We start from the raw sequence: 13,167 nt of genomic DNA, 5'->3' as shown, positions 1-13,167 counted from the left end.
GCTCTAAACCCTACTGCCACAACATTTTTCATCGATTTTTAGTAAAACGTTTCCATTTAATGTGCTATAATACAATTGTAGTGAAATATTAGTAGGAGGAAATATTATGAATGCTATAATTAATTGGCTAAACAAGCATCTAGTACCTGTTGCAGCCAAGATTGGTTCAATTCGCTGGCTTGTAGCTTTACGTGACGCCTTTATTTCGATAATGCCAATAATGTTAGCTGGTTCTGTTGCTAGTGTATTGAATGCCATTTTTAGAGACGTTCCCACCAACTTAGGCTGGATGGGTGTTGTTAACTCAATGCAATGGCTGATCAGTATCAATGCAATGGTCTGGACAGGATCAACTGCTATTTTGGGCTTGCTGTTTGCCTTTACCTTTGGTTATCAGATGTGTGTGCAGTATAAAGTTGAACCCATTGCGGGTGGTCTTCTTACACTAGGCACATTTATTATGAGCTTGCCTCAGAGCTTTTCAGTTGATTTGAAAAATGCTCTTACTAAAGGTGATATAAAGACTTTAACTGATGCTGGTACAGCTGTTGTTGGTAAAAATGTTAGTGCCTGGGGCTGGTTTAACTTTAACAAGTACTTTGGTGCTTACGGCTTCTTTACCATAATGATTATGGGTGCCATTTCAGTTGCAGTTTATATTGCTTTAGTTAAGAGACATATTACTATTAAGATGCCTGAAAGTGTGCCACCTGCAGTTTCTAATGCCTTTACTGGTATTATTCCAGCAACTGCTGGTTTGTTCGTTGTCGGTATTATTGATTATCTATTTAGTTTAAAGAACACTACGGTTATTGACCTAATTGCTCAAACAATTCAAGAGCCATTAATGAAGATGGGTCAAGGCTATGGTTCATTGTTATTAATTGTATTCTTAGTACAACTGTTCTGGTTCTTTGGTATTCATGGTACCAATGTTCTTGCTCCAGTTACTGAAAGTATTTGGACGACAGCATTAATCGCTAACGTTAATGCCCACAAGATGCAAAAAGCTTTACCATATATGTGGACTAGAAGCGACTTCGACCTTTACGTTTGGATTGGTGGTGCAGGTTCAACACTGTTACTTATCCTAGCTGTTCTTGCCTTTTCAAAACGTGAAGATGAACGTGCTGTTGCTAAGGTTTCTCTTGTACCTGGAATCTTCAACATTAATGAGCCTATGATGTTTGGTATGCCAATTGTTTTGAACCCAATTTACATTATTCCATTCATTCTTGCTCCATTAGTTATGGTATCAATTGCCTACGGTGTTCTGAGTCTCGGCTGGGTAAGTCCGGTTGCAGTACAGACTACTTGGGCAATGCCACCATTTCTTAACGCAATAATCGCTACGATTGATTGGCGTTCAGTTATCTTACAAATTGTTAATATGGTTGTTGGCTTCCTAATCTATGTACCATTCGTTATTGCATCTAATAACATGGATCCTGAAAAAGTTAATAAAGTTTAAGGAGCAATAATTTTATGAAACAGTTAGGTATTTCGCTTTATCCTGAACAAAGTACATTTGAGCAGGATAAAGAATATATGGATTTAGCTCACAAGTATGGCTACAGCAGAATTTTTTCTTCACTCTTGCAATTAAAGAGTGCCAGCGGTGAAGATTTACTTGCCAAGTTAAAAAAAGACGTTGCTTATGCAAATGATTTAGGGTTTAAAACCGTAGTTGATATTAATCCCGTTTTATTTAAAGAGTTAAAAATTGACTATAATGATTTAGTCTTTTTCCATGACTTAGGCGTTTGGGGCTTAAGATTGGATGAAGGCTTCAGCGGTATGGAAGAAGCCGCCATGACTCATAATCAATATGGGTTAAAAATAGAACTTAATATGAGTCGTGGTACCAATTATTTGGATAGTATTATGGCTTATGATCCAGAGATTGATAATCTAATTGGTTGTCATAACTTTTATCCTCAAGAATACACGGGATTAAGTGAGAAAATTTTTAATGAATATTCACAAAAGTATCGTGACTATGGTTTACATACCGCTGCGTTTATTTCATCTAAAAATGCTCAATTCGGTCCGTGGCCTGTTCACGAAGGCTTACCAACAATGGAAAGCGATCGTCAAAGAGACATTTTTAGTCAAGTAACACATTTGCGCTTGAGTAAAAAAATTGATGATATTATTTTTGGCAATGCGTTTGCTAGTGAAGATGAACTAGTTGCTGCTGCGAAAGCTTTTAACAGTTCATTTCCTGCTCTAGGAATTGAATTTGAACAAGATATTTTGCCAATTGAGAAGACAATTTGTCTTAAAAAGCCGCATTTGTATCGCGGTGATGCTTCGGAATTTTTGTTGCGTGATACCCAACCCCGTGTCGTTTATGCTAAAGAAGATATTCCTGCACATAATAACGATAAAGCCTCTTTTGAAAGAGGAGATATAGTTGTTGTCAATGATAAATATCCACGCTACAAGGGAGAATTACAAATTGTTTTAACTCCATTTGCAAATGATGGCAGACGTAATCTTGTTGGTCATATCTGTCCAGATGATTTGGATCTGTTGAAAGACATTGAGCCTTGGAGTACATTTATATTACGAGAATCTAACTAAGTTAATTTAATTATTAAAGCCATGAGCAATTGCTCATGGCTTTTTAATATGCATTTTTCTAAATAAAAAATAGTATAATTGTACATGTAAGTGATTTCAGATAAAGGAAGAGAATTAAATTACTATGCTAGGTTTTTCAATGTATCTCAACCGCGATTTTACGGCTGATGACTATAATTATCTGCTGGCAATGCGTAATGCGGGATTGACTACTGTTTTTACTTCATTGCATATACCAGAAGATGATCAAAAAGTTGTTTTGAAAAGATTAGCTGAATTAACCAAGTGGTGTCAAAATTTAGAAACAGATATCATTGCCGACGTTTCAGAGGAGGGACTAGAGCAATTAGGCATTGCACTAGATAACGAAAAGCAGGTTGAAAGTCTGGGTTTAACCGGCCTAAGAATAGATGATGGTGTGTCGTCAGCTACTATAGCCAAACTTTCGCAGAAAATGCCAATTGCTCTGAATGCCAGCACTATAAATGAAGATGACATCACAGCTTTACGAGAACACGGCGCCAGTTTTGAAAATTTACAAGCTTGGCATAACTTTTTTCCTCGTCCGGAAACCGGCTTAGATGCAAATTGGTTGGCACAAAAAAATAATTGGTTACACCAAATGAATTTGGAGACGATGGCGTTTGTTGCGGGCGATGATATTCTGCGTGGACCTATTCATGCTGGATTGCCAACTCTTGAAAAACATAGAGGTGAGAATCCTTTAGCTGCCACACTGGAATTAAAACAGCTTGGTTGCGATCATGTCTTTATTGGGGATGGCTCTTTAACAACAAATATGATTGACTGTTTTAAAAATTACATTAAACAGCGGACTATTACACTTCACGTTGATGAAAACTTGCCAGAATTATTCAATTATGAATGGAGCAATCGTCCAGATGTAGCGCGAGATGTGATTAGATTGACGGAGGGGCGTAGCCGCCAACTTTTTAACACAGAACCAGAGACAAAAGTAAGTTCACGTCCTAAGGGAACCATTACCTGTGATAATAAATTATATCTGCGTTATCAGGGTGAATTACAAATAACTAAGCGTGATTTATCAGCAGATAAGAAAGTCAATGTTTTAGGACGAGTGGTGCCTCAAGACTTACCGCTTTTGAATCAAATTGGTGCAGGCCAAAACATTATTTTTAGATCTATGAATGAACAAAAATAGCAGATTTTTGTTTGTTTAAATTTCTATGTTTACTTTAAAACTTATGCAATTTCCAAGATAATCTAGTATTCGGGGCTTGAATGTCACCAACTAAAGTTGAATAATAATAAAGGAAGTAACTTTTTCAGACAACTTTTGGTAAAATAATAAGTTGTTAACAATTTTAATACGGAGGAAATTATGTCTTATAAAGACAATATGATGTTGTTTGCCCTTAATTCAAACGTTCCGCTGGCCCAAAAAATTGCGGAACGTGTGGGGGTGCCCCTAAGTAAATCTAGCGTTCAACGCTTTAGTGATGGCGAAATTCAAATTAATATTGATGAATCTGTCCGAGGCAAAGATGTATATTTAATTCAGTCAACTAGTGTACCGGTTAATGATAACTTAATGGAGTTGCTAATCATGATTGACGCTGTGCGCCGTGCCAGTGCACAGACGATTAATATTGTAATTCCTTACTATGGTTATGCTCGGCAAGATCGTAAAACAAGACCCCGTGAGCCAATCACTGCTAAACTAGTAGCTGATATGTTGCAAGAAGCTGGTGCAACTAGAGTTTTGTCACTTGATCTTCACGCCCCACAAATTCAAGGATTCTTTGATATCCCAGTTGACAATTTAATGGGTGCACCTTTACTTGCTGATTACTTTTTAAGAAATAATTTGCAAAAAGATGCCGTGGTAGTTTCACCTGACCATGGTGGTGTAACTCGTGCACGCAAGTTAGCCGAGTTTTTAAAGACACCAATTGCAATTGTCGATAAACGACGTCCACGAGCCAATGTTTCAGAAGTAATGAATATTATTGGTAACGTTAAAGGTAAACGCGCTATCATTATTGATGACATGATTGATACTGCAGGAACTATCACGCTTGCTGCTCAGGCTTTAATAGATGCAGGAGCTACCGAAGTTTATGCCAGTGCTACACATGCGGTTTTATCAGGACCCGCTATTCAAAGGTTAAACGATTCTCCGATTAAAAATTTGGTGCTAACTGACTCTATTAATCAACCTGTAGAAAAGAAACTGGAAAAAACTCTTCTAGTTTCAGTAGGTCCGCTTATTGGGGATGCAATTAAATGCATTCAAAAACATGAACCACTCAGTCCTTTATTTAATACCCGCTATGAAAAAGATAAACATTAATAAGTTGAAAAAGATAGAAGATCTGCTTGAAATAAGGCAGATCTTTTAGTTTGACAGAATTACCACTTAGTCTGCTTTATTGACCCCTTAGTGAAATACTATTGCATTTAAAATAAAATTAAAGTTTAATAAAAACAAACAAAAGATGAAAGGATAAAGGGTAATGTCACTGAAAGAACTTTTGAAAACTAATATTCCCCGTAGTGTATTTATTCTAATTATTTTCTTAGGTTATGCCATTTGTGGAACACTAGGAACATATCTTTTTAAATTTGCAATTAATGATCTAACAAAGGGGCATTGGGACAGATTTGTGTTTTGGCTGGTTGTTGATTTTGTCATATCAATCTTTTCCGTTTTGCTTTTACCATTAGGAACTTTTCTGTTTAATAAACAAACTCAAGAATGCTTGCATAATATTCGTGCAGAACTCATGCGCCATTATTATCAGTCAAATACTTATAAAGTTTCCAATATTCAAAACCAGTTGAACAACAATCTCAAAATTTTAACTGATGATTACGCCACTCCCTGGATACAGGTCTGGACTAATTTGTTAAGTATAATTATGGCAATAGGTACATTGCTTACACTTCACTGGTCATTAATTTTATTCGTTGCCATAGCAGCTGTCATTGTGCTGACATTACCAAAAGTAATGACTAAAAAGTTATCGAGCTCAACAGCTGAAGCGTCAAAGAAAAATGCCGAATTTTTAAATACAATTGAAAATTGGTTTTCTGGTTTGAGTGAATTGCGTCGTTATAGTGCGGGTGCTCGCTTGGACAGAGCACTTGGTCAAGATAGCAGAAAACTGGCAGCAGCCAATGTTAATAGAAGAAAAATCCAAGGAATTTCTATTAGTATTAATGGCTTAGGTAATGCTATTGGTCAAATTGGTGCAAGTTTATGGAGTGGGCTGCTATTTTTTGCACATATTATCACCTTAGGTGATTGGTTTATAGCGGGCAGCTTTGCTTCGACAATTTTTAATGGTCTCTGGTCAGTTATTAGCGCAATGACGCAGATGAGATCTACCAAAAAATTGCGTCAGGAAATTGCACAATTGACAAAGCCAATATCTGGGAAGAAGCAAGGCACTAAAGTTTATGGTGTTGAATGTCACAATTTGAAGGTGCAATATCCAAATGGTGAAAGTATATCTTATCCTGATTTTACTATTAATAAAGGCGATAAGGTTTTACTTTCAGGTGATTCAGGTACGGGTAAGTCAACTTTATTCAAAGTCTTGCTAGGACAACTTAAGCCTGAAACAGGTGAGGTCTACTTTACTACTAACGATGGAACTAAAATATCACCACAACAAGCACAACTTGGTTACGTAGCGCAGGAGGCAACGCTCTTTCCTGATACTATTGCCAATAATATTACGATGTTTAACAGTAAATTGGTTAGCAAACTAAAAGAAATTGTCCAAAAAGTTCAACTGGTGCCTGATTTAGCCAAGTTTCCCGAGCAAATTAATACAACAGTTGATTTAGATCAAGGCAATTTATCAGGTGGACAAAGACAAAAAGTAGTTTTAGCCAGGGCTGAAATTCATGAAGAACCATTTCTGTTACTTGATGAGGCAACTAGCGCCATTGACAGTAAAACTACCAATGAAATTATTGGTAACTTGCTCGATACTGATAAAACAGTTTTGATGATTGCACATAACTTTAGTCCTGAACTAAAAGGTATGTTTGATTATCAGATCCATTTAAAATCAAACAAAAAGCTGGGTAGTAAAAATGACAATTAAAGAATTTTACAAAACCAATCCTTTGCGTTTTATTGTTTTACTATTAATCAATATTAGTTTTTATGCTCTGCTAATTATTGGCACAGTATTCAGTATTATAGAAACTACTGCAATTCAACAGGGCAATTTTAAAATCTTTTTAATTACTATTTTATGTAGTTTTGTATGTGTAATGGCAGATTATTTAATGCAAGGTCTGACAAACTACCTTTTGTCTTGTCAGGAAGAACAATATAATATCGCCATCAGAGCGAAAACCGTTAATCACTTTTATAAAGATCAAAAAGATCACACAGTGGCACAAGTTCAAAATCGGCTAACAAATGATGTAGTCCAAAGTCAGCAAAATTATATTACTCCCTTTTTTAGTTTAATTGGCGGAGTAGTCATCATAGTTTCTGCTGTTATATTATTGATTTCATTGCATTGGAGTTTGCTTGTTACTATTGTAATAATGGTGGTAATCTCTTTACTTTTACCCAAGCTGTTAGAGAAACCCTTGCAAAAGTCAATGCTTCGAATTTCTCAAAGTAACCAAAAATATCTCGATTGTCTGGAAAAATGGCTTAATGGACTTGCAGAAATACAGCGTTATTTTAGTGGGGCAAAACTATTTAGGGTAACAGGTAGCGCAGCTAAAGAATTAGAAGATGCCAATGTTAAGCAAAATGGTGTCATGCAATTATTAACTGTTATCAACGGTTTAGTGTCTGTCGTTTTCTCACTGATTTTATTTTTATTAGCCGGATATTTGTTTCAGCAAAAATTAGTAGTGTTTGGCGTCATTACCGCAGTAGGTAATTGCTTAAGCTACTTGAAACAAGGAATTCAGTTTATAGTAACCTCTTATGGGCAAATGAAGGCAACGGCATCTCTAAATAAAGAAATTGCTAAAACCGCAAAACCAGTAAGAAAAACTCAAACTGAAAAAATTGTGACTCCAGCAGCGATTAGCACATCTAATCTTAGTTTGCAATTTCCTAACGGTGAGAGTTTGCTCTTTCCTGATGTTAATGTGAAACCCGGTGAAAAAATACTATTAACTGGAGACTCTGGAGCTGGTAAGTCAACGTTGTTTAAACTCGTCTTGGGACAGATTAAACCAAGTTCTGGACAAATCACTTTTAAAAACAAAAATGGTAATATAGTTAACCCCGACATGAGTAAAATTGGCTATATTCCGCAAGACCCTGTGCTTTTTCCGGTAACTATTGCTGATAACATGACTATGTTTTCCGATAAATTAAAAAGTGCACTGCCACAATTAGTTGAAAAAGTTCAACTTGCTGGCGATATTGCCAAGTTTGATGATGGTTTAGAACAAAAAATCGATTTAAACAAATTGAATATTTCTGGTGGTCAAAGACAAAAGATTGTTCTAGTACGAGCTTTAGTCCATCAAAGTGAAATTTTTTTGATTGATGAAGGAACCAGTGCTATTGACCAGCAAGCGACAATGCAAATTTTGCGGGAAATCACATCGAGTTCTGCTACAGTAATCTTTATTGCACACAGCTTTAATGATCAGATGAAAGAAATGTTTGACAGAGAAATTCACTTAACGAAAACATAAAGCAATAAAAAGGAGGTAAGATATTATGACAATTAAGGACTTTTATAAGCAAAACCCTTTACGCTTCATGATACTAATTTTGATTACCGTTTTAGAGTGGACTTTACCAATTGTAACCACACAAATACTTATGCTTTTAACCACAGCAATTCAGCAACAGAAATTCCAACAGTTTTTAATTATAAATGTCATTTCATTTATGCCTTTCTTATTTCAATATTTAATACAAGGACTGCATGCGTTCCTTCTATCAAAACAACAAGAGGAATTTAATTTTCATATCAGAAAAAGATCTGTATCTCACTTTTATGCGGATCAAAAAGAGCATTCTGTTGCCCAGATTCAAAATCGATTAACAAATGACCTGAATCAGAGCCAAGAAAATTATTTTGCACCATTTTTTGGTCTAATTGGTGGTGTTATTAATTTAGTATCTGTAATTGTTCTGCTTATTTCATTACACTGGAGTTTACTTCTCACAATTATTTTGATGGTAGCTATTTCATTATTGTTACCAAAATTATTAGAAAAGCCACTACAAAATTCAATGACCAAGATTTCAAAGAGTAATAATCAATATCTCGATTGCTTAGAAAAGTGGCTTAATGGCCTTGAAGAACTACAACGTTATTTTGCCGGAGGAAAACTATTTAAAGTAACTAATGATGCAGCTAAAGAGCTAGAAGATGCTTATGTCAAGCAAAATGGGGTTACGCAATTACTAAGTATCATTAATGGATTGGTATCAGTTTCTTTTTCATTAATTTTATTCTTACTAACGGGTTATTTGTTCCAAGCTAAAATAGTAGCATTTGGTGCAATTACTGGAGTAGGCAATTGTAATTTCTACTTAAGGCAAAGTATTCAAATCATAGTTAGTCGTTATGGACAAATAAAGGGCTCCAAAACTTTAAATCAGGAGATTGCCCAAACGGCTGCGCCAGTTAAAAAAGAGCAAGCTGAAGAAGTAGCAACTCCAGCATCACTTAGTACTCATGATCTTAGTTTGCAATTTCCTAATGGTGAAAGTCTAATTTTTCCAGACATTAATATTAAGTCAGGTGAAAAAGTGCTTCTGACTGGTGATTCTGGAGCTGGGAAATCAACTTTGTTTAAACTCATTCTAGGACAAATCAAACCAACTTCAGGGCAGATAGTTTTTAAGGGCAAAGATGGTGCTGTGGTTAACCCAGATATGAGTAAAATTGGCTATATTCCGCAGGATCCGGTACTTTTACCTGTCAGCATTGCTGACAATATGACGATGTTTGCCGATGAACTTAAGAGTGCTTTACCACAACTTGTAAATAAAGTAGAGCTTGCTGGTGATATTGCCAAATTTGATAACGGGTTAGAACAAAAGATTGATCTTAATAATTTGAATATTTCAGGTGGTCAAAGGCAAAAGATTGTGCTGGTACGAGCTTTAGTTCATCAGAGTGAAATTATTTTGATTGATGAAGGGACTAGTGCCATTGATCAAGAAGCAACAATGCAAATATTGCGCGAGGTTACTTCAACCCCTGCTACAGTAGTCTTCATTGCACACAGCTTTAATGATAAGATGAAAAAAATGTTTGACAGGGAAATTCACTTAGTTAAAAATGTTAAAGCTAAAAGTAAAAATTAAGAGAAGAAATTAATAAGTAGAAGACTAATTCAAAGCTAGTTTTGGATTAGTTTTTTTCTACCAAAATAATTGAAAGCGATTTAAAAAAAGTGTTGATTTATTTCTAAAAACTGGTACACTTAAAAGTGAAATCGGACTTATTAAATATCCAATTTTGTTTTATCTTGTTTTTTTACTTGGGAGGTAAAAAATGGAAACAGAAAAAGTAGAACTAATCAATTTTAACCCAGAAGCCTATCTAAAAGACGGTGAAATGGTCTATTCCAAGAGGTCAGAAATTGAAGAGCTGGCTGACAAGCTAACCCAAGAAGGATATAAAAATATCTATCTGATGGGAATAGGTGGAACTGAGTTTGAATTGTACCAGTTTGCATATGCAGCTAATAGAATGTCAGATTTACCTGTTAAAGTGATTAATGCTGCCGACTTAAATGCAGTCCATCCACGTGATTTGACCAAAGATACAATTGTTATTACTGCAAGTGACAGTGGTAATACTCCAGAGATTATCGAAGCTGCACAGTGGTTAATAAAAGATGATATTAGATTAATTGCGTTTACTAAAAAGAGCGGTGAATTAGGTGGAATGGCACCAACTGTGATCGAAGTAAATGGCTCAACAGGTTCTGGACAAAACTACTATATGGCAGAAGCTATGTTAGTTTACAGCTTGCTTTATAAACATGGTGATTTTCCAGACTACCCTCAGTTTGCTGATCAACTGAAAAATGTCTTTAAGGATTTGCTGGACATCAGAAAGAAATTCGAACCAAAAGCTGATGAGATTGCTCATAAATGTTACAAGGCTCCTTACACTATTTTCACCGGTTCAGGAGCTTTGTGGGGTGAAACTGAATTATTCGCTGAATGTCTGCTTGAAGAAATGCAATGGGTAAGAACACGCCCAATTACCAGTGCAAAATTCTTCCATGGTACTCTTGAGTTGGTTGAAAAGGGTGTACCAGTTTTCATTGTCGAAGGTGAAGACGAATTTAGAAAGCAAGACGTTCGTGTACAACGTTTCTGTGAAAAGATTGGCGCTGAACATTATGTAATTGATACAAAAGAATATAGTTTAAGTGTTGATGATAAGTTTAGACATTTGGTTATTCCATGGATTGTTAACTCTCTATTAACAGACAGATTAACAAATCACTACCAAGTTTATACAAAGCATAATAAAAACTACAGAAGATATTATCGTCAATTCGAATATTAGTATGATAAAAAGACGGGATACTTGTGTATCCCGCTTTTTGTTCAAATTTTTAGTTTGGAAGTGAATATGATGAAAATGCTGGATTATGTTAAAGCGTCACCACAAAAAGTTAAAGAAAACATTAATGATAAAGAAAGTTTAGTTACACCATTAGTAAAACTTTTTTGTGATCAAAATTTTGTAAGCGTTATCATAGTTGCGTCTGGATCATCTATGAATGCTGCAAAAATGGCACAACCATATATGGTTAAACGTTTAGGATGTCCTGTATCGGTAATAACCCCTGAATTGTATGAACTGATAGAACCAATTAATTTTAACAAAACATTCGTATTCTTTATATCTCAAAGTGGGGCTTCTACCAATATTCTGCATGCGATGAATTACATGAAAAAGTTAAGCCACCAAACTATTTTATTGACAGGTAATGTTCATAGTCAGGCTGCTGGTAATGCTGATTACGTAATTGATTACGGTGTAGGCGTTGAAACGGTTGGTTATGTGACCATCGGTTTGTCAACCTTAATTCTTTATTTAGCCCTCTTTGCAAATGAAGTTGCTATTAAAGGTGATCGTGAACATAACACTGATGATGAATTTATCCAATTAGCTAATGTTATGTCTAGCACAGTAGATAAGGGAATTGATTTTGTCAATGAGCACTTCCTGGAGCTTGCTGAAATGGGCCCAACTTTTATTTGCGGTAATAATATGAACCTGGGTGTTGCCAGAGAAGCTGCTCTTAAATTCCAAGAAACTTTGAAAATTCCTACGATGCATTATGAAGTTGAAGAATTTATGCATGGACCAGATATTCAACTAAGCCCAAAATATACGGTGTTTTTAATTGATAATCTGCAACACAGCTCACGAATTTCCAGTATTTATGAAAAACTAGCTGTAGTAACTTCAAGAAGATATTTGATCACGTTTGACAGTGAACCAAAAGAGCAAAACGTTATTAATATTACCAAACCGTTGATTACAGATCTGTGTTCTCTGGCCGTAATACCATTTTTCCAAGTTATTGTTGCCTCAATGATGCCCGCACTGAGTACGGAAAAATCTCATCCGCTGGCAGAAAAATTTATGGACGCAATTACTACTAAAAATTATAGTCAAAACAACAAGGAGTAAAAAATGGTTCAAGTATTGATATGTACGCATGAAGAGATGGCAGTTGGTGTGAAAAAAACAGCGGAATTTATTATGGGCCCGCAAAAAAATTTACATGCTATAGCAGCTTATACTGATGAACATTTAGATTATCAAAAAATGATTGCTGAATTTTTAGCAAAACATTCTTCTGAGCCTGTTGTTGTGCTAACAGATATCCTTGGTGGCAGCGTTAATACAACATTAGGGAAAATGTTAGATCAATACCAGAATCTGCATATCATCTCGGGAGTCAATTTACCAATGATAGTGCAACTATTATTGTCAAATGAAAAAAACTTGGATGAAACAATCCAAAAGACAATTGCAGAAGCAAAAAATGGGATTCAGTATGTAAATCAAACACTCACTAAACAAACGAGTAGTTTAAGTGATGATTTCTAAGGGGATGTTTTAAATGATTAAAATGATCAGAGTTGATTACCGTCTATTGCATGGTCAAGTCGCTGTGTCATGGACAGGAACTCTTGGGGCTGATGCACTCTTGCTAGTTAGTGACACTTTGAAAAATGATAAATTAAGATTGCAAATGCTTGCTTTGGCTAAGCCCAGTGGTGTCAAGGTAGTAGTAAAGGACACACAAGGTGCAATTGATGTCATCAAGAGTGGCAAAACCGATCGCTACAGTTTATTCATTATTTGTGAAACTGTTGAAATAGCGGCCAAGTTAGCTCGTGAATTTAATATTAAATCAGTTAATTTGGGCAATATCTCATTTGGTGACGGCAAGCAAAAGATTAGCAAGAGTATTTATATTAATGAAGACGAAAAACGAACAATTAAAGAATTAATTGATGAAGGGGTTGATGTCTTTATCCAAATGGTACCTACGGAAAACAAGATTGAGGCTAAAAACGTAATTTAGAGCGGTAAAGGAGATGTT

Annotated in this window: 11 protein-coding genes; all 11 read left to right on the top strand. The window is 35.5% G+C overall.

Translation table 11 applies throughout. The annotated features are described in order from the left end of the window. Positions 1–106: 106 nt before the first annotated feature. The 11 genes from GYV61_RS05545 (at position 107) to GYV61_RS05495 (ending at position 13,149) form a co-directional block, all read left to right on the top strand. Positions 107–1,471 (top strand): PTS sugar transporter subunit IIC, encoded by a 1,365-nt coding sequence (locus GYV61_RS05545; RefSeq protein ID WP_046325441.1) that lies wholly within the window; start codon positions 107–109, stop codon positions 1,469–1,471. Positions 1,472–1,485: 14 nt separating this feature from the next. Next, on the top strand, positions 1,486–2,586 hold the full coding sequence (locus GYV61_RS05540) for a DUF871 domain-containing protein (protein ID WP_174795079.1): 1,101 nt from the start codon (positions 1,486–1,488) through the stop codon (positions 2,584–2,586). A gap of 124 nt (positions 2,587–2,710) precedes the next feature. Next, entirely contained in the window at positions 2,711–3,769 is a 1,059-nt protein-coding gene (locus GYV61_RS05535; protein ID WP_174795078.1) for a DUF871 domain-containing protein, read from the top strand. Between the two features lie 180 nt (positions 3,770–3,949). Next, the gene (locus GYV61_RS05530; RefSeq protein WP_046325435.1) at positions 3,950–4,921 is read left to right on the top strand and encodes a ribose-phosphate diphosphokinase; all 972 of its coding nucleotides are present in this window, start codon (positions 3,950–3,952) and stop codon (positions 4,919–4,921) included. A gap of 163 nt (positions 4,922–5,084) precedes the next feature. After that, on the top strand, positions 5,085–6,686 hold the full coding sequence (locus GYV61_RS05525; RefSeq protein WP_194240804.1) for an ATP-binding cassette domain-containing protein: 1,602 nt from the start codon (positions 5,085–5,087) through the stop codon (positions 6,684–6,686). After that, on the top strand, positions 6,676–8,259 hold the full coding sequence (locus tag GYV61_RS05520) for an ATP-binding cassette domain-containing protein (RefSeq protein ID WP_122026425.1): 1,584 nt from the start codon (positions 6,676–6,678) through the stop codon (positions 8,257–8,259). Before GYV61_RS05525 ends, GYV61_RS05520 begins: the two co-directional genes overlap by 11 nt. Before the next feature lie 25 nt (positions 8,260–8,284). Beyond that, positions 8,285–9,889: an ATP-binding cassette domain-containing protein gene (locus tag GYV61_RS05515; RefSeq protein ID WP_174795077.1), complete on the top strand. Its 1,605-nt coding sequence runs from the start codon at positions 8,285–8,287 to the stop codon at positions 9,887–9,889. 190 nt (positions 9,890–10,079) lie between these two features. Continuing rightward, complete coding sequence (locus tag GYV61_RS05510) at positions 10,080–11,108, top strand: SIS domain-containing protein (RefSeq protein WP_174795076.1); 1,029 nt, start codon at positions 10,080–10,082, stop codon at positions 11,106–11,108. A 66-nt stretch (positions 11,109–11,174) separates the two neighbouring features. Next, positions 11,175–12,245 carry an SIS domain-containing protein gene (locus GYV61_RS05505; RefSeq protein ID WP_174795075.1) on the top strand — a complete coding sequence of 357 codons (1,071 nt, stop codon included), beginning with the start codon at positions 11,175–11,177 and terminating at the stop codon, positions 12,243–12,245. A gap of 3 nt (positions 12,246–12,248) precedes the next feature. Then, complete coding sequence (locus GYV61_RS05500) at positions 12,249–12,668, top strand: PTS sugar transporter subunit IIA (RefSeq protein WP_174795074.1); 420 nt, start codon at positions 12,249–12,251, stop codon at positions 12,666–12,668. A 13-nt stretch (positions 12,669–12,681) separates the two neighbouring features. Continuing rightward, positions 12,682–13,149 (top strand): PTS sugar transporter subunit IIB, encoded by a 468-nt coding sequence (locus GYV61_RS05495; RefSeq protein WP_046325428.1) that lies wholly within the window; start codon positions 12,682–12,684, stop codon positions 13,147–13,149. Positions 13,150–13,167: the final 18 nt, after the last annotated feature.

The organism is Lactobacillus melliventris (genome assembly GCF_013346935.1).
In the GTDB taxonomy this organism is placed as follows: Bacteria; Bacillota; Bacilli; order Lactobacillales; family Lactobacillaceae; genus Lactobacillus.
This window is presented reverse-complemented; position numbering and strand designations above follow the sequence as displayed.

What these genes read in the sequence shown, in the direction of transcription:
- GYV61_RS05545 (WP_046325441.1), top strand. Translation starts at nt 107, where the DNA reads ATGAATGCTATAATTAATTGGCTAAACAAGCATCTAGTACCTGTTGCA.
- GYV61_RS05540 (WP_174795079.1), top strand. Translation starts at nt 1,486, where the DNA reads ATGAAACAGTTAGGTATTTCGCTTTATCCTGAACAAAGTACATTTGAG.
- GYV61_RS05535 (WP_174795078.1), top strand. Translation starts at nt 2,711, where the DNA reads ATGCTAGGTTTTTCAATGTATCTCAACCGCGATTTTACGGCTGATGAC.
- GYV61_RS05530 (WP_046325435.1), top strand. Translation starts at nt 3,950, where the DNA reads ATGTCTTATAAAGACAATATGATGTTGTTTGCCCTTAATTCAAACGTT.
- GYV61_RS05525 (WP_194240804.1), top strand. Translation starts at nt 5,085, where the DNA reads ATGTCACTGAAAGAACTTTTGAAAACTAATATTCCCCGTAGTGTATTT.
- GYV61_RS05520 (WP_122026425.1), top strand. Translation starts at nt 6,676, where the DNA reads ATGACAATTAAAGAATTTTACAAAACCAATCCTTTGCGTTTTATTGTT.
- GYV61_RS05515 (WP_174795077.1), top strand. Translation starts at nt 8,285, where the DNA reads ATGACAATTAAGGACTTTTATAAGCAAAACCCTTTACGCTTCATGATA.
- GYV61_RS05510 (WP_174795076.1), top strand. Translation starts at nt 10,080, where the DNA reads ATGGAAACAGAAAAAGTAGAACTAATCAATTTTAACCCAGAAGCCTAT.
- GYV61_RS05505 (WP_174795075.1), top strand. Translation starts at nt 11,175, where the DNA reads ATGATGAAAATGCTGGATTATGTTAAAGCGTCACCACAAAAAGTTAAA.
- GYV61_RS05500 (WP_174795074.1), top strand. Translation starts at nt 12,249, where the DNA reads ATGGTTCAAGTATTGATATGTACGCATGAAGAGATGGCAGTTGGTGTG.
- GYV61_RS05495 (WP_046325428.1), top strand. Translation starts at nt 12,682, where the DNA reads ATGATTAAAATGATCAGAGTTGATTACCGTCTATTGCATGGTCAAGTC.